A 24,485-nucleotide genomic window follows, 5' to 3' on the forward strand; every position below is an offset into this window, starting at 1 on the left:
TATAAACAAAAGGCCGCAGATTTATTTGCGGCCTTTTGTTTTATTTAAGGATAGTACTTATAAGAGGCATTAATTGTCCCAATTTTATGTGTTGAAATGTATTTTAGTGTTCTATGTCATATTCTAAAACATCCTTATGATCATATGGCTCAACCATCATTTCATCTATGCTTTTACCCTTTTTATTAAAGCCTAGTTTGTCCAGAATAATATCAAAAATCAAATAAACCACAGGAACCACAATTAGGGTTAAAAACAAGGAACTTGTTAAACCGCCTACAATAACCCAGGCTAAACCATTTTTCCATTCTGCACCGGCACCACTTGCCAAGGCAATCGGTAACATACCAAAAATCATGGCTATGGTTGTCATTAAGATTGGACGCAAACGGGCATGGTTGGCTAAAATCAATGCTTCAATTGTATTTTTCCCCTCTGCCTTCATGTGGTTGGTGAAATCGACTAATATAATCGCATTTTTAGCTACAAGCCCCATTAACATGATGAAACCTAAAATGGTAAAGATACCAATAGAATTGTTTGTTAATGCTAGTGCTAAGAAAGCCCCAATTAATGCAAGTGGGAGCGAGAACATGACTACTAACGGGTAAACGAAGCTGTCGTACAGGGCCACCATAATTAGGTAAACAAGAATAACAGATGCCAATAAGGCAATTCCTAAAGTTCCAAAACCATCAGCTTGGTTTTCCTGATCCCCACCCCAGGTATAGCTTACTCCAGTAGGAGTTTTTAACTTGCCATCCTTTTGTAGTTCTTCTAATTTCTTTTGAAATTCAGCAACTACAGTTCCTGTAGGTCTTCCAATAGATTGCGCTTTCACAGATACGGAGGTTGATTTATTTAGACGCTCTAACTGACTTGGTCCAGAACCTTCAGTGATGTTTGCAAACTGAGATAGTTTTATCTGTGCTCCATTAGCATTTACAAAAATCAGGTTACGAACATCATCCACATTCTTTCTGTTGAAGTCCTGGTACTGGATATTGATGTCATATTCATATTCACCTTTTCTGTATTTACCATCATTATTTCCGGCAAAGGCCGTTTGCATGGTAGAGCCTACTGTCTGTAAATTTAGCCCTACAGCAGACATCTTATCGCGGTCTACCTGAACATTGATCTCAGGAGTTCCTTTCTCTACAGATAACTTAATCTCGGTTGCACCGGGTATTCCGGCAAGTACTTTTTGTGCACCTTCGGCATATTTCAATGCGCTATCCAAAGTAGAGCCCATCACAACCATTTGTATTGGTGCGTTTTCTGCAACACCCATAATACTAATAGGTACAGTTTTAACTTTCGCCCCTACCAGTTGTTTAGCTAGCGCACGACTCATTTTAGTAGCAAAAATATCTGAAGAGATATTATTCCTTTCCTTCCGATCTACTAGTTTTACGTTGATCTCAGATTTATAGGCTGTTGCCTGAGTTCCACCAAAATCTCCGCTGGCTTGTCCAACAGTTGTAATTTGTTGTACAATTTCAGGTTGTTTGGCTAAATATGCTTCAGCTTTCTGCGTATAGAAGTTGGTTTTAGATAAAGGGGCATCCTTGGGTAACTCAATTTGAATTAAAAACTCACCTTTATCAGATTTTGGGAAAAACTCAGAGCCAATAAAGCCGGCGCCCGCTAACCACATTGCCCCTGCAAATAAAATTACCACAGCAGCCATAGTACGCCTTTTGTGATTCAGTGACCAGGTTAATATGGATGTTACCCACAAGGTGAATTTTTTCAATTGTCTTTCGAACCAAAGAATAAATCGGCCAAATGCATTTTTGCCTTCAATATGTTCCAATTTTCCATATCTGGAAAAAAGTAGAGGTACAATAGTAAATGAAGCAAGTAAGGAAAGCATTGTGGCAATAATTACCACCACGCAGAATTGACGCAATATGTTAGATACCAAACCCGAACTGATCGCGATAGGGAAGAACACAACTACAATTACGAGTGTAATCGATACCACAGTGAAACCAATCTCCCTGGTTGCATCAGAAGCTGCCCTCACTTTATTTTTACCCATCTCCATATGTCGCTGGATATTCTCTAAAACTACAATCGCGTCATCCACCAGAATACCTACTACCAGTGATAATCCCAGTAATGACATCAGATTCAGGGTAAAGCCAAATAAGCTAATGCCGATAAATGTTGCGATTAATGATGCAGGAATAGATACCATTACAATTAAAGCATTTCGCAAACTATGCAGGAAGAAAAGCATAACAAATGCTACCAATATTACCGCAAGAATTAAATCGTGAATTACGGCATCAGCAGATTCCAAAGTGAAGATGGAACTATCGTTCACAATTTTAATGTCTAGCTTATTTGCGGCATATTCAACTTTAAGTTTTTCAATAACGGCATGTACACCTTTACTTACCTGTACAGCGTTTGCATCACTTTGTTTAATAATTTGAATAGCTATCGCTCCTGTCCTGTTGATACGAGCAATTTTAGCAGTTTCTTTCTGCGCATCCTGTACATCGGCAACATCACCCAAACGAACCTGGGCGCCATCTTTTGAAGTAGTTAATACCAAGTTTCTCAACTCCTCTAGGCTGCTATATTTGCCGGAAAGTCGAATTAAAACATCCTGATTTTCAGTCTTAACACTTCCTGTAGGGAAGTCTAAATTGGAAGTTAAAACCATTTGTTGTACCTGAGGTACAGAAAGGTTATAACCTTGTAGCTTGTTGGCATCCAAAGAAACTTTGATTTCCCGCTCAGAGCCACCAATCAGGTTAACCTGTGCAATACCACTTACCCTGGAAATTACCGGAGCAATTCTTTGATCAATTAAATCATAGAAACTCACGTCGTCCATATTGGCAGAGGCAGACATGGTAATTACAGGTAAATCGTCTAATGAGAATTTACTTAATGAAGGTGCTTTAACATCGTCCGGTAAATTTGAAAGGATCGCATTCACCTTACGCTGTGCGTCATTTAAAGAAATGTCAATATTCGCTTTATCGGTTAACGTTATCGTAACTGTTGATAAACTCTCAAAGGAAACGGAGTTTATTTTTTTGATATTTTCCATTGATGATACCGCATCTTCAATTTTCTTGGTTACGGTATTTTCTACCTCGGAGGGTGAAGCCCCAGGGTAAATTGTTGCGATTGAAACTACGTTGTTGGAGAATTTTGGTAATAACTCATAGCCCAACGAAAAGTAACTCAATAGCCCTAGTAAAGTAAGCGCAGTAAAAACTACAATTACCAGAGAGGGCCTCTGTATAGATATGTCTGTTATCTTCATCTCTTATTATTTTACAATACTTACCGCGGTGCCTTCAGCCAAATTGATCTGTCCGCTGGTGATCACAGTTTCTCCTTCATTCAATCCGTCAAGAATTTCTACAGAATCACCTAAAATGCGGCCTGATACTACTTTACGGACTTTAGAAGTATTATTTGATTTATCATATATAAATATTTGGTTACTGCTCACACTTCCTACAAAAGAGGTGCGCGGAACTAAAATGATAGGGCTCTGTTTAGGGAAGTTAAATACTGCCGTGCCATACATTCCAGCCTTAAGAAGGTTTTTAGTGCTGTTATCTACCTCAATTTCAATTGGAAAATTTAAAGTAGCATCAGCTTTTGCGGCAATAAAAGTAACCTTACCATTAAATTTTTCTGTTGGGAAAACAGAAGATTTAATATTAATCATGTTACCCACTTTAAGGTTGGCAACCTGACTTTCATTTACAGTAACTTTCAGTTTCAGTCTCGAAACATCAACAAGTTCAAACATTTGCGTGCCCTGTGCATTCACAAAAGCACCAACCTCCACATATTTTTTATTTACAATAGCGTTGATAGGAGATCTAAGGTTTGCATCACTTACCCTTTTTGTTGCGCTTTGTAATCTCAAACGTGCATTTCTTACGGTTAGTTTTGCATTATCCAGTTGTTGTTGCGTTACACCACCAGTTATAAATGCGCTGTTATATCTTGCCTCATCTTTTACTGCGTTTTCTAAGGTAGCCTGTGCAGTTTCTCTGTCTGTATTAATGATCTCAGCGTCAATGCGTGCCAATACCTGCCCTCTGCTTACGTGATCACCTTCTTTAACAAAAATTTTGCTCACACGACCAGCGCTCTCAGCCATAAAATTTAGTTCCTGTTTTGGTGCAAATACACCATTAACACTAAAGTCAAGGTCAATAATTTTTTTCTCTACAGTAGCAATACGAACTGCCACTGCACCACCACCTTCTGCAATGAATGCAGTTTTGGCTTCATTTTTCTTTTTATTGTTGGTTAATATGAAGGCAATGCCTGCAAGAACCGCAACAACTACCAGTACTGCTATTATTATTTTTTTCATTGTAATAGTGATTTTATATTTCCGTTAGATTTTATTAGTTGGATTTCGGCAATCTTATAATTTAACAATGCCTGTGTGTAACTATTTTGCGCTTCAGTTAGTGCGCTTTCTGTATCCAGTAAATCTGTTAAAGTTGCCAAACCGTTATTATAGTTGTTTTGCGTGCTTTTATAGATGTCATTTGCTAGATCAGCATTTTTCTTTTGTGCATTTATCGCGTTCAAGCTATATTTTAATTGGCTTTTAGCATTATCATAAGCTAAATTTAAAGAGTTTGTAGTTTCTCTGCGGTCTTCATTAGCTTTTTTAATATCTACATCTGCCTGGCGGATTTTTGACCGGGTTAAAAAACCATTAAAAATTGGAACCTTTAATGATAAGCCTATTGCAGACGAGCCATAACCGATAGAGGCTGCATTAGAGCTTAGAAAATCGAAACCACCGCTTTGGCTGGAGTAGGTGTAGTTGCCTGATAAGGCCAGTGTAGGGTAATACTCTGCAACATAAGCCTTGCGCTGAAGCCAGAGGAGTTTGTCCTGCGTATCTAGAATTTTGATCTCTGTTCTGCTATTTAAGGCAACAGTATCTGCAAATTGTGGGAGCTCGGTAACGGGAGCGAGTTCACTTCCAGGCAGTGTAACAGCATTGCTTATTGGCATGCCCATCGCAAACTTCAACTGATTTTCCAGCTGAGAGATTGCATTAGAAATTAGCTCCCGTTGTGTCAGCAAATTGGTAAGCCTTACTGTAATACGATCTACATCTATTTTTTTAGCAAGGCCATTTTTATAATTGCTTTCTATAGCTTTTTCATTAGCCGTCACATTCTTAATGTTGTTTTCTATCACAACCAATTGCTGTCTGGTAACCAAAGCCTGGTAATAATTATTAGCCACCAACTCAATAATCTGCTCTTCAGTCAATGCAGAGGTAAGGTTGTAATATTCTTCACTGGATCTTGCAGCTTGCAGGCCAGTAAAGACCTGCTGATTAAATATTTGCTGAGACAATTGAACGCCTGCGGTTGAATTCCAGGTCTTACCCAATTTAATAGCCTGGTCTCCAAATACAATTTGCCCAATTACAGGATTGTAAGTAAGCCCTCCAGTTCCTGTAATTTGCGGCAAAGCCTGAGCCCTAACTTCTTCTACCTTGTATCTACCCCTGTCTATGTCAAGTTTAGATTTACGAATCCTCACATTGTTCTGTAAGGCAAAGTTTAAAGCATCTTTTAAACTTAAAGTTTGCTGAGCAGCTAAAGTGTTGGATAACGCCAACCCCAGTAAGAGCAATGGGATGGTTTTTATTTGTTTAATGATCGCATTCATATAATGATATATATAGTTTGTATTCTTATTTAAGGCCTTTAATGAATATTTTGGATAAGCTAAGTTGTTTATCCAGCATTACCTTCATATCTTTTTTGCTTGGGAAAAGCTCTTTATTGCCATGCATAATACAAAGAGAGGAAATTCCCATTTGGCTCTCCAGGTAAAGCTCAACTGTTTTTTCCAGGTCGGTCTCTGTAATTTCACCCTTATCCAAAGCTTTTTTGAAAATACTTACATGCACATCAATGTTCTTTCTTTTCATATCCATGAACCTTGATTTAAGCTCGTCTGAGTTTAAAGATGCATCCGGACTTGTTCCCGAAAGGTGTAACATGTAATACTTCTGAAAAAACTTAAACCTGATCTCTATAAGATTGTTCATTCGCTCATCGAGCGGCATATCAATCAGCAGTTCTTTTTCAGTTACTTCGAAATAATCATCAAAGATTTTTTGGATTACGCCTTCAATTAAACTGCTTTTATCCGGGAAATAATAATATAAGGAAGGTTTAGATACAGAGAGGTCTTCAGCAATTTCGTTCATCGTCGTCTTCTGGATGCCATAGTGGATGAAACGCTTGATAGCGCCCTCTATTATTGCATCTCTTTTCTTGTCTATTACTAACATTTTACTTTTTTTCTTTCTGACTTTTTTATTTCAATGGTCAAAAATAAGGCCATTATTTGAGATGCCGAAATTTAAATGAATAAATCGATCAAGATTACCTGAGGTTGACTTAATGAGTTTAGGCTGAGACTCCAGCCATAAAGATTTCTGCGAATACTTTCTCTTTATAGAAGATGGTTTTAAACTGTTCTTTGACGGGGAAAATGTTCTTGTCTTTAGCTAAAATGTTAAAATGAATGCCCGTAATTGCGTCAATAAAAATATCTGTGGCTAGTTTTGAGTCTTCCATTTTCAATTCTCCAGTAGCAATGCCCCGTGTAAATAAAGAATTGATGATGATCTTTTCAAATGCTTTCGCTTTCTCAAATTTCTCAAAAAGATTCTCCGGCAAATCATTGCCTATCGTTTGGCTTGATTCAAAAAGATTATAATATTTTTGGATATAAGATTGACGTTTTAGGAGTAATTTTAGTACAGCATCTCTAGCAGTCGATGTTTTATCAATCGATTTAACAATTTCACGACTCATCTTGTGCATTAAGAACTCCATGGTGCTTACGTATAAGCTCAACTTATCCGGGAAATAGTAATATAAAAGTGCTTTGGATAAAGAAATATCCTTTGCAATTTCAGACATTGTAGTTTTAGAAAGACCATAATGTGCAAATCTCTTTAATGCGGCTTCAATAATTATTATTTTCTTCTTATCCTGGTTTTCCATAAAAAATCTAATATACAAAGGGGCAATTAAAGTGCCTAACTATTTTTTTCTAAGTTTGTACCTTGGTATATCGCTAATATTATGCTTGCTATTCAGAAAAACATTTCGCTTAAAACTTACAATACCTTTGGGATATCGGCTTCTGCAGCTTTTTTCTCAGAAATTCTAAATGAGGAAGATTTAATCTCGCTGCTTCAGGAAGATTTAACTGGTGATCCGCTACTTATATTAGGAGGAGGAAGTAACGTACTTTTTACGAAGGATTTCGATGGCTTAGTTATAAAGATCAGTATTCAGGGTATAGAATGCGTAGAAACGGCACAAGGTATTGAAGTTACATCAGGAGCGGGTGTGCTTTGGCATGAATTGGTAGTATACTGTGTAGAACATGGATTTGCGGGCTTGGAAAATTTAAGTTTAATCCCAGGAACAGTAGGGGCCTCGCCAGTTCAAAACATCGGCGCTTATGGAGTAGAACTTAAGGATGTATTCAAATCATGCGTGGCGTACGAAGTTGCAACAGGAACAAGAAGAATCTTTACTTACGATGATTGCAAGTTTGGTTATCGGGAAAGTATCTTCAAAACCGAACTCAAGGGTAAATATATCATCACGTCAGTTACCTTTAAGCTCAGCAGTACACCTAAAATTAATACCCGTTACGGCGCGATACAAGAAGAGCTAAAAAGACGGAATATAGACACGCCTACAATTGCTGACATATCTAACATCGTATCAGAAATCAGGGTAGGTAAACTTCCCGATCCATCCACTATAGGTAATGCTGGAAGCTTTTTCAAAAATCCGGTAATCACAGCTACGCAGTTTCAGCAGCTTTGCAAAAAATTTCCTGATGTTGTTCATTATTCATTGTCGGAAGGAAATGAAAAGCTAGCGGCAGGATGGCTTATTGAGCAATGCGGATTTAAAGGGGTTATTTCAGGCAACACAGGTACCTGGAAACACCAAGCGCTTGTATTAGTTAACCATGGAGGTGCTACCGGTACAGAAGTGTATAGTTTTTCAGAACAGATCATTTCAAAGGTGAATGCCAAATTTGGTGTAAATCTGGAAAGAGAAGTAAATATTTTGTGACATTCAGTTCTTTGCTCTTAAACAAACAATATTAATTTCTTAACATTCGATTTCATTTTTTGGTATACCTATTGTATAGGTTTTAGTGTATGGAATTAAACAAATAGTGTTTCGCCACCATATAAACAATGTTTGTTTGCATTTTTCACCACTAAAACTTAAACATCATGACAAAAAATGAATTTAACCTTCAACTTCACGATCATTCAGTATCCTTGCAGTCATTTGCTTTAAATTTCACTAAAGACATAGAAGATGCAAACGACTTAGTACAAGATACGATGTTAAAAGCGGTTACTTATTACAGTAAATTTAAAGAAGGAACAAATTTAAAGGGTTGGTTGTTTACGATAATGAAAAATACTTTTATTAACAATTACAGAAGACTTGTTAAAACCAACGCCTTAATCACTAAAACTGACGATATTTCCTCAGCTAATCTCCATTACAGTGCTTCTACAAATGCAAGTGAGAGTAAATTTGTTATAGGAGATATTAATAAAGCATTGTCAACTTTAGCTCCTGAATATTATGTGCCCTTCATCAAATACTTTGAAGGCTTCAAATACCACGAGATTGCAGAAGAGCTTAACATTCCTATCGGGACTGTAAAAACAAGAATTCATGTTGCCAGACAAATACTTAAAAAGTACTTAAAAACATATTCTAAAGAAATTTTAGGAGCAGAAATTTCATAACGTATTAAATACACCTGTTTAAAAGCCTGCTTCATTTGAAGTAGGCTTTTTTTTGTCTGCATTTATCATAATTGCTTGTGCGTATGATCTTATTTATACCATTCTACTTGGGTATCTAATAGGGTTAGTACATGGTTGATACATCGTTGATACATCGTTGGTACATCCTTGATAAGTCCGGGCATGTATTAACCATGTCTCAACCATGTTTCAACGATGTTTCACATAGCTTGAAGGTATTAGCAAATGTGGTTAAAGTGAATGATGTTGATATTTCTGCTGGAAAACAATAATTTTGATGGAAATATGGAACTTCCTACTTATACAAGACAGCAATTGGCTTTGCGTAATGGACAAGATAAGCCCCTGATATGGGTGGCTTACAAAGGCTTTATCTATGATGTTTCAGAAAGCAGGCTTTGGAGAAACGGTAAGCATTATGAACACTGGGCGGGGCAGGACTTAAGTGATGAACTGCCTGATGCCCCGCATACTGAAAGTGTTTTTGAAAAATTTACTGTTATAGGTATTTTGAAATAATTATTTTTCTATAGAAAAAGAGCTCAAGCTAACAAACTCCTGTACACGGGCTGACACTTCTTCTTCCGTTAAATTTAATATTTTTTCAGTACCAAATTTCTCCACGCAAAAAGAGGCTAATGCAGAGCCGTAGATAATCGCATTCTTCATGTTGTTGAAGTTGATCGTGCCAACCTTAGCTAGGTACCCTATAAATCCTCCCGCAAAAGTATCCCCTGCTCCGGTTGGATCAAACACATCGGCCAATGGCAGTGCCGGTGCAGAAAAGATTTTATCCTCATGAAATAGCAATGCACCATGCTCACCTTTTTTAATGATCAGGTATTTTGGCCCCATTTCCAGGATTTTCTTAGCTGCTTTCACTAAAGAATATTCGCCAGAGAGCTGACGTGCCTCTGCATCATTGATCGTTAGCACATCTACCATTTTAATAGTTTCCAGCAAATCAGGCATCATGATGTCCATCCAAAAATTCATGGTGTCCAACACAATTAGCTTAGGGCGATTTTTAAGACGTTTTATAACAGTTTGCTGGACAATTGGGGTAAGGTTTCCAAGCATTAGGTATTCGCAGTCCTGGTAGCTCTCAGGTATAATAGGATCAAAGTTTTCCAATACGTTTAACTCTGTGATCAAAGTATCGCGGCTGTTCATGTCATTATGGTACTTGCCCGACCAGAAAAAAGACTTTTCACCCTGTTTTATTTGTAGTCCTTCTGTATCAATTCCGTGTTCAGCAAATTTATCAATGTTCTCTTTGCCAAAGTCATCACCAATTACTGCAACAATTTTAACCTTGTTATAAAAGTAAGATGCGGATAAACTGGCGTACGTTGCGGCACCACCTACTATTTTATCTGTCTTTCCGAAGGGTGTTTCAATAGCATCAAAAGCTACAGTTCCTATGATTATCAGGCTCATAAATATTTTTTAATTTTTTTTTGCTACAAATATTGCATAAATAATTTAAAAGCCCTAATATTGCATTCCCAAAACGAACAAGGGATTATCTCTTTAGAGAATCTCAAAAGGCGTTTTTGGTAACCAGAGTACTCCTTCTTAGCTCAGCTGGTTAGAGCATCTGACTGTTAATCAGAGGGTCGCTGGTTCGAGCCCAGCAGAGGGAGCAAAAATTTTCAAGTCCGAAAATCGTATAAAAACCCCATTTCTAGCTAATAGGATGGGGTTTTTGTTTGCATATAGGAATTTTTCTACCCACTCGAACAGTTTCTCAATTGCAGTTATTCGGGATCAATTCCAAATGTTGTGGAGCAGGACACTTTTTTCTTTTTTAGGCATAGAGTTGTGTTGGATCAATACCAAATGTTGTGGAGCAGGGATTAAAGATTTAGCTGAAAGCCTTTTCATTTTACGTGAAGTGCCTCTCGCTCCCCGACCTTTTTGCCGGCAAGATGCATGCATTGCTTTTTCGAAAGTGGGGCACGAATGTAAAAGGGAGGGACTGGTATGATATGGAGTGGTACGTCAAAAAAGGGATATCCTCTCAATCTCGATCATTTCTTGCTAAGGGCGGTAGATAGCGGTGACTGGAAAAAAGAGACCATCAACGAAGAAGAGTTCAGAAAATTATTGAGCGAAAAGATCGAAAGTGTTAAAATGGACTTTGTCAAAGCTGACATTTCCAGATTTATAAAGGATCCAAAGGTACTTGAAATATGGTCCCTAAGTTATTTCCAAGACCTGAGTGCAAAACTAAAAATCAAGACATCTAGTTAGACTCAATGAAAAGTAGCTTTCCGGTAGAATCGTAACTCTGAAATTGAAATATAAGGAATTACTGGAAGCAGATGCTTTTTAAGGTGTTCAACATTCAAATTATCGGCAGTAAATCAAGTTTATTGCCGATAATTTGGTTTACTTAAGCAATGCATTTGCGGCGATCATCGCCGCAAACTAACCATTCGGGTAAACAATTTTTTTAGGCGAGCTTACAAATTCGTAAATAGCACATCTCTTTACGATATCCAATTCCAGTAGAAATAACTAAGTTTGGAGCAACTAACGGGATATAAAAAACAAGAATGAACTTAGATAGATACCCTTATTTTACCAATAACGACTTTCAGGAGTATGAATTTTATAGTGAAGGACCAAAGGGTAAAATAAAAAAAATTGTTCTATTCCAGAAAGCTCAGGATGATCCTATCATATATAATCTTGCATTTGGCGATGAAGATCCAAGAACAAGTGGATTAAATGATTCTGTTGTGTCTAATAATAATGACAGAAATAAAGTTCTTGCTACAGTTGCAAGTACTATCAATGACTTTTGTGATAGACATGGCAATCATTATCTTTATGCTAAAGGAAGTAATGAGGCAAGAACAAGGCTATATCAAATGAGTATATCTGCACTATTAGAAGAAATTAGCATAGATTTTGAAGTAAACGGTATTCTTGATGGTGAAGCTGTAAAGTTTGAGAAGAACGTGAAGTATGAAGGCTTTTTGATAAAAAGAATATAATAGGTATCTTTGATACAATTAAAGAAGGAGTTATTATGTCAACAGTAAGAAAGAACGATACAAGAGGTTATGGTAGTGCTATTATTACTAATAAAGTAAAGAGCCATGCTAATGATCCTTTCTTTGTTAAAAAACTAGAGGAAGCAAAAGCTGCGCTTAGTAACATTACCCTGCCAGGAAATAACAAGAAATAGGAAAATATTTATAAAGTATAAAAGCTGCCCCATCAGGCGGCTTTTTTTATGCTCCTAACTTATGGAAGAAAGCAGAGAAATGCAGAAGCTGCAAGGCTTAGTCAGGTTGGTTTTATATGGAGTTCCCTTTGATGTTGTCTTTGAAGCTTCGCCACTCCGAGATTATTTGAAAGCCCGTTTCTGCAAAGGAAACGGGCTTTTTTCATGCAACTCGCATTAACTTAAACAGATATTTAGCTGCTTATTGAAAAACTGGCCAGCGTTGTTAGAGGAGTGGATTAGAACTTGTAGCCAAGACTAACACTATAAACCTTAAGTTTTTGATTTTCTTGTTTATATAAACTTGTAAGTCCATTGGATCAAACCTACCTTCCTGTCCTTGCACATGGTTGGAAAGCCCTGATGTAATTGCCACCAGCAATAGCATGAAATATATCGGTTTCATCTTACTAATATATCTGATTTAAGCTATGGATGAATAATCGACCAGCCTTGTTCCTGGCGGATAATCAACTCACCATTACCGCTCGGTACGAAGGAGATAAAGTCATAGAGCTCATCTTTTGAGATTTTCCTTTCTCTCATTGTATTCTCACACTGCGCTAAAATAACGCCCATTTTTTTCAGGTCAAGTAGCTGTTGTTGGTAAGGAGAATCCTTTTTAAAAGCAGCCACCCCTCCGCCATGTACCACAAGCTCCACCTGCAGTTTTCCAGCAAGCCTTGGGTCCTGTAACGCATTGATGATGTTTTTCAACGTGCCAGAAATTTTCTTATCATCATCACTATTCAATTGATAAACTGCTTTGTAGCTTTTTTTATTGGCTATCGCTCCATGAAAAGCTGTAGTAGGTACTGGTTTCTGTTGTGCTGTAGCATTTAAGGTGAATAGCAATGCGGCAATACTTGCTAATAATTTAATCTTTGTCATGTCTTATATTTTTTTTGATTGTTTTAGTGTTTGAACGATAGCTTTAAAAGGGCCATATTTATGCTGATTTTCGCTAAACTCATCATTGTATGGGCCGAAAGGAAAATCAAAAGGTTTATTTGAGATGTCTACCCAGTCATTCTGTTGGTTTTTTTGCGGCCTGGGCTGCGAGTTTACATATGCAGCCACATCCCAGGCTTCCTCATCACTAAGTAAAGGGTTTTCATACGAAACCCCAAATGGCATGTTGTTTTTTACGTAACCTGCAAAATTAGAAATACGATATAAGCCTGCCCCATTGTTGTAGCTGCTTTTTCCCCATAATGGGGGATATACATAGGAAGTCTTATTTTTAGCAAAAAGACCATCACCCTTTACTCCATGGCAACTGGAGCATTTAGACTGGTAAACTAACAAACCTTTAACTGGATCGGCTGCTCGGTCAAGGTAAGGTAGCTTCTCCAATCCCACGCCTTTAGGTTTAGTTCCTTTTTTAATGTCAGTGCCTAAAAACTTAAGGTAAGCAGCCATTGCGCTTACTTCTTTGCCATTGGTGTCAATTTTTGAGGCATTCAAACTCCTTTCAAAACAATCTGAAATCCTTTTAAGGATAGTTTCTTTGGTGCCTGATCTTGATCTGAATTTTGGATAGGTAGAAAAAACCGAAAAATAGTTATTACCCATTGGTTTTGTGCCCGCATCAAGGTGGCAGTTTTGGCAGTTCATGCCATTAGAAATCCGCATCACAGATCCTTTGGGGCCCAGGTATTTAGACGTGTTAACCACCAAATCCTTCCCGTATAGTATCAGTTTCCTTTCGGCACTATCTTTCACATTTTTAATATCAGGAACCTTATAGAACATGGCTTTTTTAATCGACTGATCTGTTGAAGATTGCTCTGGAGCTCTAAGACGCTCCACATGCTCCAGAACTGGCAAACCGCCAGGCAAAACATAAATTTTAACCAATATTACCGTTAATCCTGCAAGAAAAACCAATAGGATTATTATCACAACCATGTTAGACCGAAACTGTTTCAAAATATGTTTTCATTTATATATTAAACGCCCAGGTTGTAGGGATATAATATACAAAAGTGCAAGAAAGTAATGGGAGTCTAAAATGTAATAATGTTGTGGCCATCACAATATTTCATCTTTTATAGCATCATACCCCCAGAAACTTCAATCCTTTGTCCATTAATCCATTTGGCATCATCGCTGCATAAAAAGGCAACAACGCCACCAATATCATCTGGTAAACCTACACGGCCCAACGCAGTGATGGAGGCTATCTGCGCATTTATCTCTTTGTTATCCCTTGTGCGGCCACCGCCAAAATCAGTTTCAATAGCGCCAGGCGCAACTACATTTGCGGCAATTTGTCTTGCGCCCAGCTCCTTTGATAGATATCTGGTTAATACCTCAACAGCACCCTTCATGGAGCCATAAGCCGAAGAACCTGGAAAAGAGAAACGGGCAAGACCAGAGGAGATATTGATGATGCGTCCACCATCATTGATCAGTAGTAATGCTTTTTGTGTTATAAAAAATACCCCTTTGTAATGTAGGTTTAGGGCAGCATCAAACTGATCTTCTGTGGTTTCTGCAAAGGGCGCATAAAGTGCCGTACCAGCATTGTTAATTAGGAAATCAAAATTATCAGTATCAAAGACGTCTTTCAATACTGTTTTAACTTGCTCAAAAAAAGCATCAAAACTTTTTATATCCCCAGCATCTAATTGTAATGCTGCGGCTTTTAAGCCTGCCTTTTCAACCTCAGCTACCACAGCTAAAGCTTCATCTTTTTTGCTATGGTAGGTTAAAATAACATTGATGCCTTTTGCAGCAAGGCTAAGCGCCATGGCTTTACCTAATCCGCGACTACCGCCTGTTACCAAGGCTATTTTGTTTGTGTTTGTCATCTTCTATTGTTTTTATTTAATAGAACAAAGTTACGTTGACGCAGTTTGTGCAGTTTGCAAATATCAATCGATTGTTTGCGAAATTCAAACCCAATCGATTTACGAACGAAAAGTTATCGGCGCAAGAGTAGTCTGCTTCCTGAAAAAGTTAGAGAAATGAGCAACCTGCTCAAAGCCCAACGAATAGGCAATTTCGGATATGTTCCAGTCTGTTTGTTTAAGTAATATTTTAGCTTCCTGGATAATGCGGCTTGTAATGATATCTGTAGTTGTTCTTCCGGTGTTTTCTTTCAATACCTTATTCAGGTGGTTAACATGAACAGCTAACCTGTCTGCAAAATCTTTGGCGCTACGCAGGCCCATTTTTTGGTGTGGAGATTCTATTGGGAATTGACGCTCCAGTAGCTCTACAAATAAAGACGATACCCTGGCAGATGAAGAGTGGGAGGGATACAATGCTGTAGCAGGTTGCAGCTTTTGTCCAAAATGAATCAGCTCCATTACGTAATTACGCAGTAGATCGTATTTATAGGCATAATTTGAAGATAGCTCTTTGTACATCTTCCTATAAATCTGTTCAATATCTTCCGTCTCGGCATCCGATAACTGAAAGATTGGGTATCCTCCCGGCTGAAAGATCGGCAGTTCATCCAATATCAAGCCGCTCTTGTTTCGCATTAAGAACTCATCCGTAAAAATGCAAAAGTAACCTTGCTGTTGCTCATCCTGTGGTACATAGTTGTAAGGAATCTTGGGCGTAGCAAACAGCAATCCATTGTGTTCTATATCTATAACTTTATCGGCATATTCGGCTTTATTGCGACCGCGTATCAGACTGATTTTATAGTAAGATCGGCGGTTATAAGGCATTGCTCCTTTTTTGCGCAATTGAGTGATAAAGTCATCAATTTTAAAAACGTTAAAATGACCTATCTCTTTGTTAATACCTTCTGGGATCAAACGCTGCGTATCTTTATAGAAACTTTCAAGTGTTGCGGTTTTCATATTTTGAAGTTTTGCAAAATTCAAATGTAGGAAGAGTTTGTCTAAATCAGATCTGAAAACTAGTAAACTCGCATAGTTGGTAAATATTGTCAGCATTTCCATCTAAACACTTTAGCCATTTTTGCATATTTATGGTCTTTGAGCAAGGCCCATAAGTAAATATTCTTATTTCTTTCTTTAATGATACTTGATGTAGCAATACCAATACTTCCTGCATCATTTTGCCAATAAATGGAGTATAAAGGAAAAATACAGTTCCGGTAGAATAATCTGCATTTCTTGCATCTTCATTAAAGAAACTGGTATCTTTTAATTCTAGCTTTAAAGCCACCTCTGTTCCGTAGTTACAAAACTCAGGTTCAAACTCAATTCCTATGGCTTTAGCACCGCTAATTAAATTTACCAGAATTACCGCCTGACCAACACCACAACCTATGTCAAAGAATACATCATCGTGATTTATTTTTTTACTAATCGCTATAATTATTCTGGCCGGTGTTTTTTGGTAGAAGACCATTTCCGGTTCTAAAGCTCTTTTGGCTTCATTAACGGTAGTGGCGGATAGTATCCTATTCAAAAAAATGTCAAGATTATCATAGTCTGCTGCAGCCGATTGCTGCTCATGATAACCGAAATCTATTAAACTGACGGCAATTATCTTTCGCATTACAAGACCTTTGTCACCGGCATTGCTAATTTGCTGCGCTAATGCGTCAAACATCTTTGTGTTAATGTTTTCAAGCCTGTCTTTAAGCCTGTTGGCGTAAAAACTCAATTGATTTAACTGATTGCTTGCTCCAACTTGTTCAATCAATGAGTTGATCCGATCAATAATATGAAAATCTATAAAGTCTAGTGCATTAGTCCGCGCGTTAAAATTGGCAGAATCATAAATTAGCCGATCTGCTTCAATTTTTTCAATGTCTAATTGTATCTCTGATATCAATGTTCGGCTTTGGTTAAGGTTGCTAATATCTTGTATATATTTCTCAAAATTATAATTACCTTAAAAAAGCGAACAGAAATATCGAATATCCTAACCATGAACAAATCATCCCGACCTATCACCGAAGCATTTTTTTTCATTGCCATGGTGTGTCTAAGCTCTTCTCTGGTAAATGCACAAAGCTTGTCTGGGTATGTGCAACCTTTATCTGGTACGGCCGCCGCTACAACCCTTTCGGCATTAAAACACAGTGAGGGAGGAAGTACAGAAAAAAACGCCAATACCATTCCAAGTGTTGGTTTGCCATTTGGCATGACGCAGTGGACTGCACAAACCGAAACCGGAGAAGCCAAATGTTTGCCGCCATATGTTTATAAGAGCAATAAAATCAGTGGTTTCAGGGCCACACATTGGATCAACGGCTCTTGTATGCAAGATTATGGGAGTTTTACCGTTATGCCCATCACCGGAAAACTACGGACCTCATCATCGGTATACGCTACCAGTTTTTCGCATGCTGATGAACTCGCCACTCCATTTTTTTATAAGTTAGAACTCCCCAATTATAACCTGACTGCTGAGATGACGGCTACTTTGCGAAGTGCAATGCTGCAATTTACCGTTGCCAAAACGGACAGTCTGTACCTGTTGATTTCGCCAAATAGTGATCAAAATAAAGGTTTTGTTAAAGTAGATCAGAAAAATGGTGAGGTATATGGTTACAATCCCGTGCATCGCATCTATCAGGGGTCTGGGAAACCAGCAGGTTTTAGCGGATATTTTATAATAAAAATAGAGCGGCAATTTTCAAGATCAGGTACATTTAGCAATTCGAGTGCCTTTTCAGCAAGTTCCATCAGTAATCAGGAAAACAGCGGTGCTTACCTAGGTTTTAAGCTAAATAAAGGAGAAACACTCAGAATAAAAGTGGGTACTTCTTTTACAAGTCTTGAGGGAGCAAGAAATAATTTATCCGCAGAAATTAAAGATTGGGATTTTGCAGCGCTCTTTAAAAGAAACAAAGCCGTTTGGGAAGAAACATTAAGTCAAATTACGATAGCAACACAAAGCGAAAAGGATAAAAGAATATTCTACACTGCCCTTTACCATTCAGTACAACATCCAAGATTGTATAACGATGTGGATGGAAAATACCCGCGTTTTGCTGGCGATTACCAGGTTGAACAGTTAGAAAAAGGGCGTTATTACGATGATTTTTCCATGTGGGATATTTATCGTGCCCAGCTTCCTTTAATGGAAATACTGCAGCCAAAACTAATTAATGATTGGGTAAGTTCAATGGTCATCAAAGGAACTCAGGGCGGCTGGTTGCCTATATTTCCATGCTGGAACAATTATACTTCTGCCATGATTGGCGATCACATTACGCCATTTATAGCATCGGCCTACGCCAAAGGGATTAAAGACTATGATGTTAATCAGGCTTATCTTCTAATGCGGAAAAATGCCTTTGAGGTAGCCAATGATGTAGATTATAAAAATGGGATGGGTCGCAGGGCATTGAGTTCCTATTTGCAGTATGGCTATATTCCAATGCAGGATAATGTACTAGACGCCTTTCATAAAAAGGAACAGGTAAGCAGAACATTGGAATATGCTTATGATGATTATGCCCTGGCCAAGGTTGCTAAGTTGTTGGGTAAAACTGATGATTATACCAAGTTGTTATCCCGTTCTAAAAACTATTTAAATGTTTTTGATCCAAAAGTTAGCATGGTGCGAGGTAGAAATACAGATGGGACCTGGTATCAGCCATGGAATCCAAATTTGCGTGAACCTTACATCACTGAAGGAACTCCAAGGCAATACACTTTCTATGTTCCACATGATGTGCCGGGATTGGCCAGTTTGATGGGCGGACAACCGCAACTAGAAAATGCTTTAGATAGTTTGTTTGAGAAAAATGAATATTGGCATGGTAATGAACCTGGTCATCAAATACCTTTTATGTACAATTTTACCGCTGCTCCATGGAAAGCATCCAGAGTAGTACATCAAATTTTAAAAGAGGAATATAATGATGGACCCGGCGGTTTAAGTGGGAACGATGATGCCGGACAGATGTCTGCTTGGTATGTATTTGCAGCCATTGGTTTTTATCCGGTAGACCCAGTTTCAGGAGAATATTTAATGGTAGTGCCTAGCTTTAATTCCGCAAAAATCAAACTACCAAATGGGAAGATATTTGAGGTTATAAAGCATTTAGAAACACCCAAAGCTATTTACATCAAAAGCGTAAAACTAAACGGAAAACCTTATTTTAAAACTTTCTTCAAACATTCAGATCTAACGGATGGTGGTATGTTGGAATTCTTTTTGACAGCGCAACCATCCCAATGGGGAAAGGAAGCGAAAAATCAGCCTTTAGGACTAGCGGGCCACTGATCCAGTAATTCTCAGTTTGTACATGTGTACTTATACTTAGAATAATATACCGATTGGTCGGTATTGTGCCAAAGCCATTTAGCAATTAGTTTTGAGAAAGCTAAGTGTCACTTGTGTACACTTCACGCAGGCCAAGACTATAGTTACTTTACACAGTCCTATTGTTGTTGCAGCAAAATTACGTCTCTTGTATAAACAAATTGATCAATTAATTTACTTTAAATGATTTTATTTTTTATAACGTAAATGTTAATATCCGTATTTAACTATATTTAGAAGCCAATAACTCTTAATGCATAAAATTTTATTTGTCCTATTAATTTTATTACAGACTCCGGCAGGTGCCCAAACAACCAGTGGGGATTCAGTTGCTGCTGCGGCACTATTTAAAGATGCTAAGGGATTATTTTTGTCGGATAAAACCGAATGTCTAAATAAGGCATTAAAGGGTCTTGAAATTGCAGATAGAATTCAGAATAAAACACTTCAAGGTAATTTAAGCAACATTGTTGGAATAATGTACGGTTACCAGGCAAAGTATACCGAAGGATTGGTTTATCTGAACAAGGCATTAAACATATCAAATCAAACAAACGATAAATTTCTCGCCAGCAAAGCCTATAATAATATGGGGCTAAATTACATGCAACAGGGCAATCAACTTAAGGCTATTGAGGCCGGGTTAAACGCCGTAAAAATCGAGGAAGAAATAAAAGACCTTATTGGGCTGGCAGGTACTTATGCCAACATCAGCAATAGCTATTACAATCTTAAAATCCCTGTTAAAGCGTTAATTTATGCAGATTCTGCATTAAAATATTTTAAGCTAAACAACTCGGAAACAGGTATAGCAAATATTTATAATACTAAGGGTATTATTTACGCAGACCAACAGCAATTTACAAATGCGCTTAAATATTATAGTCTATCATTAGCAATCAAACGGAAAATAAATGATGCTACCGGACAGGCCAATGCGTTAACTAATATCGGGTCGTTATACACGGACTTGAAGCAGTACGATAAAGCAAAAATAACCCTTGCTGCGGCGGCTAAGCTTTTCAAAGCAGAAAATGACCCAAAAGGATTGGCAGAAGTAGCGGGTAATATGGGCTTGCTAAAAACAGCTCAAAATGATACATCGGCATTAACCTATTTAAAAAACACCCTTAATTATGCCAAGAAAAATACTACAATAGAGCAACAGCGGGAGCTGGCCTTAGACATATCAAAAAATTACGAATTGCATAGCGATTACAAGAATAGCTTAAAGTATTATCAAATATATACGGGGTTGAAAGACAGTACCATCAACTTGGATGTGATCAAACATATCGAAAATTTGCAGGCGCAATATCAAAATGAAAAAAAACAACATCAAATAGTTTTACTGAATAAACAGAGTGTTATACAGAAGTTACAAGTCAGTAAAAAAAACACTACCATTTCAGTTATTGGGGTAATATTTATAATGTTTTTAATATTCAGCTACCTGGCTTATTCCAGATATCGTATTAAGCAAAATGGACACCTGCAGGCAGCTGTTATCCAGCAGCAAGACATCGCGTCAAAGCGGATTATAGAAGCTGAAGAGGCTGAAAGAAAGCGTATAGCCGCTGATCTTCATGATGGTGTGGGGCAGCTTTTCTCAACAGTAAAAATGAATCTTGAGACTTTGATAGACCGCTTTATCACCCCCACTCCTGATGCTACCTTACTGGCAGAAAAAACGATGGCTATGGTGGATGAAAGTTGCACAGAAGTTCGCTCTATAGCCCACCAAATGATGCCGAATGCCTTGATCAAAAGTGGATTGGTATCTGCGGTTAGAGATTTTATCAATATGATTCCTTCCGATAAATTAAAAATATCGGTGGATACCAAAGGTATCAATGCGCGTCTTGAAACCAGTGTAGAGACTGTCCTATATCGCGTAATACAGGAATCAGTAAATAATGTGATTAAACATGCCAATGCTACTACGCTGGATATTATATTGCTTTGCGACACCAAGGAAATTACGGTAACGATAGAAGATAATGGCAAAGGCTTTGACACCAGCAATCAAGGCAAATTTAAGGGCATCGGATTGAATAACATGACCAGCCGTGTTGAATATTTAAAAGGTGCGGTAGAGGTATCCTCTTCCCCTGGAAAAGGCACTTTAGTTGCAATTTATGTACCGCTTGCTTTAAAGATAATAAATGGGCACAAAAAGTATATTTATAGTTGACGACCACCAAATGGTGATCGATGGCATACGAAGTTTATTAGAAAACCAGTCCGAATTTTCTATCATCGGCGAAAGTACTAAGCCACTTACTGTGGTTGAGTCATTTTCAGAAATTCAGCCCGACATACTGATAACCGATGTGGGTATGCCTAATATGAGCGGAGTAGAATTAAGCAGGGCTGTCAAGAGTAATTTCCCAGCAATCCGGATTTTAGCCCTATCCATGTTTGGCGATACAGAGATCATCGGAGAGATGATAGACGCTGGAATATCAGGTTATATTTTAAAGAATTCTGGAAAAAAAGAACTGATGGAGGCCTTGACAAAAATTGCCGATGGTCAGCACTATTTTGGACAGGAAATTACCCTGCAACTGATGAGGTCCTTTAAACGCAGCCAGGAAGAAGCCAAGCTGACCGATAGGGAGATCGAGATCATACGGATGATAGAAAAAGAAATGAGTACAAGAGATATTGCCGAAGCCCTTTTTATTAGCGAACGCACGGTGGAAACGCATCGAAAAAATATACTCCATAAAACTAATACCCAAACCGTAGTAGGTTTACTGAAGTATGCTTACGGAAGAAAAATAATTTAAATGGCAGATGGTGCCACCATGGTAACCGATGTGCTGTATTAGTGTGGATAGTACGTAGATAAATATGCCGATCGGTAGGTATATATTGATCAGGCTTATTTTAGTTGATTTGTATCAAATAATCTTAGATATAAATCAACTATGAAACTGATCATCAAAAGCACTGCACCTTCCGCTCTGGCAATACTGTTGTTACTTGTAATCTTCAGCTCTTGCAAAAAAAGCGACCAGTCAACCCCTGCACCACCTACCGCTTCCGGAGCGTTTTCCTACAAAGCAGATGGAGTTTTAACCGCTTCGGTTGATTCTGCCTATGCGGTATTGTATGGCCCTAAAGCAGCGAGAGCAATGGACGTCTATTCGTTCAAAGGAAAAAAAGAAGGCATGGAATTTCACTTTACTCCAAAAACGGGAGCGCAAGCCGTTGGCTCTTTAAGTGGGGGTGGTATACTTTTAACATTTTACGACGCTAGTGGTATTGAGTTTGACTCGCAGTCTGGGTCGTTCAACCTTACCTCATGCGATACTTTAAATAAAAAGATCGAGGGAGACTTTTCTTTTACAGGTAAAATGCAGGCACCAGGTGCCGGAACTAAAAACATAACTGAGGGCCACCTAGTAGTAACAAAGATCTATCATCAATAAACCAATAACTAATTAAGTTAAAATCATGAAAAATTTCACGCACCCCGTTATTAAGATAAGCTCATTTTTGTTGCTGATCTCAGTTAGCTTTTTTGCTTGTAAAAAAAATGAAAACAACGTAATACCACCTGTTGCGGTGCCTATTGTTACTAATGTACAGCCTAAAAATCCTATGCCAGGCGACATTGTAACAATTACGGGCACAAACTTCGGGACTATAGCAACGGACGTTAAAGTAAGTATTGGTACAAAGGTTATCACTATATCATCGGTTACCAATACCGAGATAAAATTTGCATTGCCAACTGGCATTACAGCAGGCGATATTGCTGTTGCTATTAAAAATATTTTAGCAACCAATACAGACCCACAAAAGGCAACCATTACGCCAGGTATACCAACAGCTACATCAGCTACAATTATCTCCATAAATCCAACATCTGGTAAGGCGGGTGATGTAGTCTCAATTTTAGGCACAGGCTTTAGCACTATAGCTACAGATAATGTGGTAAAATTTAATGGTACTACTGCTACAGTAACTGGTTCTGTAACCAGCGTACTAACAGTTACTGTTCCTACTGGTGTTACTACTGGTGCAGTTACGGTAAGTGTTAAAGGTGCGGCGGTAATAACCGGGCCAATTTTTACTGTTAACGCAAGTACAGTTAGTGGTACAGGTACTGCGGTTCCGTATGTTACCCTTTTAAGCGGTACTGCTACTTTTAGCAAAATAGCAACGGCCCCTTCAGAAATTGGCGCTATGACTATAGATAAAAAAAATAATGTGCTTTACTATTCAGATTATAGCGTTTTTTCTTCCGCCCATCCAGGCACAATTTATAAATTAAAGTTAGATGGTAGCGATCCTGTGGTGTTAACTACCGATGTCAGGATAACAAAGGTTGGAAGCCTTGCCACAGATGTAGCTGGGAATATATATGCAGTTGCTGCAATTGATAATTCAGGCATACAATCTAATTTCTACAAAATAGATGCTTCAACATCGGCAGTTACCGTACTGGCCAGCAACATTAACACCGGTGGAAGCGGAGGAGGGATCAACATCGATTCGCAAGGTGGCGTATGGATTGGCACTGCAAAGAAATTGAATACCACCACTAATACATTTGATCAAGTAGCTAATTCGCCTGTATATGTTGGAAGTGTCAAATACCAGGGAGATGATCTTTATTCGAATAATAGAGACTTTCAAACTCAAAACCCCACATTCTACAAGTTCAACTTATTAACCCAAGTGGCAGCAATAACAGATTTTACTTTACAAGGCCTGTTTAAACAGGATAATGCCAAAATCGGCAACTCTGCATTGGATTTTCAATTTTCATACACCTTAGATGGCAGCGAGAACTTTTATGCCATTTATCCGCAGGATGGTGATGCCGCTAATAGCTTAATGCATTATTATTATATTCGTAAAACTAAAAATGGCAACGGCGGAACTAGTACACTTATAACCAAGTTTTATATCAAGCCATTTAGTGTTGCTTCTCCGGTGTTTTATAAGGAGCCAACTGCAAACCTTGGAATAATGTTTCACGCAGACGCAGGAGGTAACCTCTATTTAAAAGCCAATGGAACAGACATTATCAAAATAACACCTTAATTTTTGGTTTATAACATTTAAAGGAAGAAAACCTCGTAGTTCTCCATAGCATATATTTAGTATCAACGCCAAGCAACAGTGCTTGGCGTTTCTTTTTTATTACCAAGTGTAATG

Annotated in this window: 22 protein-coding genes, 1 tRNA gene and 1 pseudogene; 13 read left to right on the plus strand and 11 right to left on the minus strand. The window is 38.0% G+C overall.

The annotated features are described in order from the left end of the window. Nucleotides 1–103: 103 nt before the first annotated feature. From ACVWYN_RS11640 to ACVWYN_RS11660, 5 genes are all read right to left on the minus strand, one after another. Complete coding sequence (locus tag ACVWYN_RS11640) at nt 104–3,292, minus strand: efflux RND transporter permease subunit (protein ID WP_457289036.1); 3,189 nt, start codon at nt 3,290–3,292, stop codon at nt 104–106. Between the two features lie 6 nt (nt 3,293–3,298). Then, complete coding sequence (locus tag ACVWYN_RS11645; RefSeq protein ID WP_457289037.1) at nt 3,299–4,366, minus strand: efflux RND transporter periplasmic adaptor subunit; 1,068 nt, start codon at nt 4,364–4,366, stop codon at nt 3,299–3,301. Further along, a complete protein-coding gene (locus ACVWYN_RS11650; protein ID WP_457289038.1) occupies nt 4,363–5,694 on the minus strand; it encodes a TolC family protein in 1,332 nt (443 codons plus the stop codon). Before ACVWYN_RS11650 ends, ACVWYN_RS11645 begins: the two co-directional genes overlap by 4 nt. 25 nt (nt 5,695–5,719) lie before the next feature. Then, complete coding sequence (locus tag ACVWYN_RS11655) at nt 5,720–6,325, minus strand: TetR/AcrR family transcriptional regulator (protein ID WP_457289039.1); 606 nt, start codon at nt 6,323–6,325, stop codon at nt 5,720–5,722. Nucleotides 6,326–6,443: 118 nt separating this feature from the next. After that, complete coding sequence (locus ACVWYN_RS11660) at nt 6,444–7,046, minus strand: TetR/AcrR family transcriptional regulator (RefSeq protein ID WP_457289040.1); 603 nt, start codon at nt 7,044–7,046, stop codon at nt 6,444–6,446. An 81-nt stretch (nt 7,047–7,127) separates the two neighbouring features. Here ACVWYN_RS11660 and murB point away from each other — a divergent pair, with 81 nt between their 5' ends. The 3 genes from murB to ACVWYN_RS11675 all read left to right on the plus strand — a co-directional run bounded on the left by murB (nt 7,128) and on the right by ACVWYN_RS11675 (nt 9,379). Continuing rightward, nucleotides 7,128–8,141: a UDP-N-acetylmuramate dehydrogenase gene (gene murB / locus ACVWYN_RS11665; protein WP_457289041.1), complete on the plus strand. Its 1,014-nt coding sequence runs from the start codon at nt 7,128–7,130 to the stop codon at nt 8,139–8,141. Between the two features lie 167 nt (nt 8,142–8,308). Continuing rightward, a complete protein-coding gene (locus ACVWYN_RS11670; protein ID WP_457289042.1) occupies nt 8,309–8,839 on the plus strand; it encodes an RNA polymerase sigma factor in 531 nt (176 codons plus the stop codon). Between the two features lie 306 nt (nt 8,840–9,145). After that, nucleotides 9,146–9,379, plus strand: a complete 234-nt coding sequence (locus ACVWYN_RS11675) for a cytochrome b5 domain-containing protein (RefSeq protein WP_457289087.1) — start codon at nt 9,146–9,148, stop codon at nt 9,377–9,379. Here the strand turns inward: ACVWYN_RS11675 and ACVWYN_RS11680 are convergent, their stop codons facing one another. After that, nucleotides 9,380–10,300 carry a PfkB family carbohydrate kinase gene (locus ACVWYN_RS11680; protein ID WP_457289043.1) on the minus strand — a complete coding sequence of 307 codons (921 nt, stop codon included), beginning with the start codon at nt 10,298–10,300 and terminating at the stop codon, nt 9,380–9,382. A 132-nt stretch (nt 10,301–10,432) separates the two neighbouring features. On the opposite strand from ACVWYN_RS11680, the gene ACVWYN_RS11685 reads away from it, so the two are divergent. From ACVWYN_RS11685 to ACVWYN_RS11705, 5 genes and pseudogenes are all read left to right on the plus strand, one after another. After that, a tRNA-Asn gene (locus tag ACVWYN_RS11685) sits at nt 10,433–10,506 on the plus strand. A gap of 285 nt (nt 10,507–10,791) precedes the next feature. Next, a pseudogene (locus ACVWYN_RS11690) lies at nt 10,792–10,839 on the plus strand (hypothetical protein); the annotation flags it as partial. 7 nt (nt 10,840–10,846) lie between these two features. Next, the gene (locus ACVWYN_RS11695) at nt 10,847–11,116 is read left to right on the plus strand and encodes a hypothetical protein (protein ID WP_457289089.1); all 270 of its coding nucleotides are present in this window, start codon (nt 10,847–10,849) and stop codon (nt 11,114–11,116) included. A gap of 305 nt (nt 11,117–11,421) precedes the next feature. Beyond that, nucleotides 11,422–11,865, plus strand: coding sequence for a DUF6934 family protein (locus tag ACVWYN_RS11700; RefSeq protein WP_457289044.1), 444 nt, complete (start codon nt 11,422–11,424; stop codon nt 11,863–11,865). A 35-nt stretch (nt 11,866–11,900) separates the two neighbouring features. After that, entirely contained in the window at nt 11,901–12,059 is a 159-nt protein-coding gene (locus ACVWYN_RS11705; protein ID WP_457289045.1) for a hypothetical protein, read from the plus strand. 468 nt (nt 12,060–12,527) lie between these two features. On the opposite strand, the gene ACVWYN_RS11710 is transcribed toward ACVWYN_RS11705, so the two are convergent. The 5 genes from ACVWYN_RS11710 to ACVWYN_RS11730 form a co-directional block, all read right to left on the minus strand. Next, the gene (locus tag ACVWYN_RS11710; RefSeq protein WP_457289046.1) at nt 12,528–12,989 is read right to left on the minus strand and encodes a DsrE family protein; all 462 of its coding nucleotides are present in this window, start codon (nt 12,987–12,989) and stop codon (nt 12,528–12,530) included. A gap of 3 nt (nt 12,990–12,992) precedes the next feature. Beyond that, nucleotides 12,993–14,009, minus strand: coding sequence for a c-type cytochrome (locus tag ACVWYN_RS11715; RefSeq protein ID WP_457289047.1), 1,017 nt, complete (start codon nt 14,007–14,009; stop codon nt 12,993–12,995). A 140-nt stretch (nt 14,010–14,149) separates the two neighbouring features. After that, nucleotides 14,150–14,914: an SDR family NAD(P)-dependent oxidoreductase gene (locus tag ACVWYN_RS11720; RefSeq protein WP_457289048.1), complete on the minus strand. Its 765-nt coding sequence runs from the start codon at nt 14,912–14,914 to the stop codon at nt 14,150–14,152. A gap of 99 nt (nt 14,915–15,013) precedes the next feature. Beyond that, nucleotides 15,014–15,919: a helix-turn-helix domain-containing protein gene (locus tag ACVWYN_RS11725; protein ID WP_457289049.1), complete on the minus strand. Its 906-nt coding sequence runs from the start codon at nt 15,917–15,919 to the stop codon at nt 15,014–15,016. Between the two features lie 46 nt (nt 15,920–15,965). Continuing rightward, nucleotides 15,966–16,865, minus strand: a complete 900-nt coding sequence (locus ACVWYN_RS11730; RefSeq protein WP_457289050.1) for a class I SAM-dependent methyltransferase — start codon at nt 16,863–16,865, stop codon at nt 15,966–15,968. Nucleotides 16,866–16,961: 96 nt separating this feature from the next. Between ACVWYN_RS11730 and ACVWYN_RS11735 the strand changes: the two genes are divergently transcribed. The 5 genes from ACVWYN_RS11735 to ACVWYN_RS11755 all read left to right on the plus strand — a co-directional run bounded on the left by ACVWYN_RS11735 (nt 16,962) and on the right by ACVWYN_RS11755 (nt 24,371). Beyond that, the gene (locus ACVWYN_RS11735; protein ID WP_457289051.1) at nt 16,962–19,271 is read left to right on the plus strand and encodes a GH92 family glycosyl hydrolase; all 2,310 of its coding nucleotides are present in this window, start codon (nt 16,962–16,964) and stop codon (nt 19,269–19,271) included. Between the two features lie 292 nt (nt 19,272–19,563). Then, nucleotides 19,564–21,504: a tetratricopeptide repeat-containing sensor histidine kinase gene (locus ACVWYN_RS11740; RefSeq protein ID WP_457289052.1), complete on the plus strand. Its 1,941-nt coding sequence runs from the start codon at nt 19,564–19,566 to the stop codon at nt 21,502–21,504. Next, nucleotides 21,476–22,102 (plus strand): response regulator, encoded by a 627-nt coding sequence (locus ACVWYN_RS11745; RefSeq protein WP_457289053.1) that lies wholly within the window; start codon nt 21,476–21,478, stop codon nt 22,100–22,102. The genes ACVWYN_RS11740 and ACVWYN_RS11745 overlap by 29 nt, the downstream gene beginning before the upstream one ends. A gap of 141 nt (nt 22,103–22,243) precedes the next feature. After that, nucleotides 22,244–22,747, plus strand: coding sequence for a hypothetical protein (locus ACVWYN_RS11750; protein ID WP_457289054.1), 504 nt, complete (start codon nt 22,244–22,246; stop codon nt 22,745–22,747). 25 nt (nt 22,748–22,772) lie between these two features. Next, nucleotides 22,773–24,371 carry an IPT/TIG domain-containing protein gene (locus ACVWYN_RS11755; protein ID WP_457289055.1) on the plus strand — a complete coding sequence of 533 codons (1,599 nt, stop codon included), beginning with the start codon at nt 22,773–22,775 and terminating at the stop codon, nt 24,369–24,371. Nucleotides 24,372–24,485 lie beyond the last annotated feature (114 nt).

This window comes from Pedobacter sp. UYP24, from assembly GCF_054057295.1.

Excerpts from the sequence above, each read along its gene's own strand:
- ACVWYN_RS11640 (WP_457289036.1), bottom strand. The coding sequence starts at position 3,292 with ATGAAGATAACAGACATATCTATACAGAGGCCCTCTCTGGTAATTGTA.
- ACVWYN_RS11645 (WP_457289037.1), bottom strand. The coding sequence starts at position 4,366 with ATGAAAAAAATAATAATAGCAGTACTGGTAGTTGTTGCGGTTCTTGCA.
- ACVWYN_RS11650 (WP_457289038.1), bottom strand. The coding sequence starts at position 5,694 with ATGAATGCGATCATTAAACAAATAAAAACCATCCCATTGCTCTTACTG.
- ACVWYN_RS11655 (WP_457289039.1), bottom strand. The coding sequence starts at position 6,325 with ATGTTAGTAATAGACAAGAAAAGAGATGCAATAATAGAGGGCGCTATC.
- ACVWYN_RS11660 (WP_457289040.1), bottom strand. The coding sequence starts at position 7,046 with ATGGAAAACCAGGATAAGAAGAAAATAATAATTATTGAAGCCGCATTA.
- murB (WP_457289041.1), top strand. The coding sequence starts at position 7,128 with ATGCTTGCTATTCAGAAAAACATTTCGCTTAAAACTTACAATACCTTT.
- ACVWYN_RS11670 (WP_457289042.1), top strand. The coding sequence starts at position 8,309 with ATGACAAAAAATGAATTTAACCTTCAACTTCACGATCATTCAGTATCC.
- ACVWYN_RS11675 (WP_457289087.1), top strand. The coding sequence starts at position 9,146 with ATGGAACTTCCTACTTATACAAGACAGCAATTGGCTTTGCGTAATGGA.
- ACVWYN_RS11680 (WP_457289043.1), bottom strand. The coding sequence starts at position 10,300 with ATGAGCCTGATAATCATAGGAACTGTAGCTTTTGATGCTATTGAAACA.
- ACVWYN_RS11695 (WP_457289089.1), top strand. The coding sequence starts at position 10,847 with ATGATATGGAGTGGTACGTCAAAAAAGGGATATCCTCTCAATCTCGAT.
- ACVWYN_RS11700 (WP_457289044.1), top strand. The coding sequence starts at position 11,422 with ATGAACTTAGATAGATACCCTTATTTTACCAATAACGACTTTCAGGAG.
- ACVWYN_RS11705 (WP_457289045.1), top strand. The coding sequence starts at position 11,901 with ATGTCAACAGTAAGAAAGAACGATACAAGAGGTTATGGTAGTGCTATT.
- ACVWYN_RS11710 (WP_457289046.1), bottom strand. The coding sequence starts at position 12,989 with ATGACAAAGATTAAATTATTAGCAAGTATTGCCGCATTGCTATTCACC.
- ACVWYN_RS11715 (WP_457289047.1), bottom strand. The coding sequence starts at position 14,009 with ATGGTTGTGATAATAATCCTATTGGTTTTTCTTGCAGGATTAACGGTA.
- ACVWYN_RS11720 (WP_457289048.1), bottom strand. The coding sequence starts at position 14,914 with ATGACAAACACAAACAAAATAGCCTTGGTAACAGGCGGTAGTCGCGGA.
- ACVWYN_RS11725 (WP_457289049.1), bottom strand. The coding sequence starts at position 15,919 with ATGAAAACCGCAACACTTGAAAGTTTCTATAAAGATACGCAGCGTTTG.
- ACVWYN_RS11735 (WP_457289051.1), top strand. The coding sequence starts at position 16,962 with ATGAACAAATCATCCCGACCTATCACCGAAGCATTTTTTTTCATTGCC.
- ACVWYN_RS11740 (WP_457289052.1), top strand. The coding sequence starts at position 19,564 with ATGCATAAAATTTTATTTGTCCTATTAATTTTATTACAGACTCCGGCA.
- ACVWYN_RS11745 (WP_457289053.1), top strand. The coding sequence starts at position 21,476 with ATGGGCACAAAAAGTATATTTATAGTTGACGACCACCAAATGGTGATC.
- ACVWYN_RS11750 (WP_457289054.1), top strand. The coding sequence starts at position 22,244 with ATGAAACTGATCATCAAAAGCACTGCACCTTCCGCTCTGGCAATACTG.
- ACVWYN_RS11755 (WP_457289055.1), top strand. The coding sequence starts at position 22,773 with ATGAAAAATTTCACGCACCCCGTTATTAAGATAAGCTCATTTTTGTTG.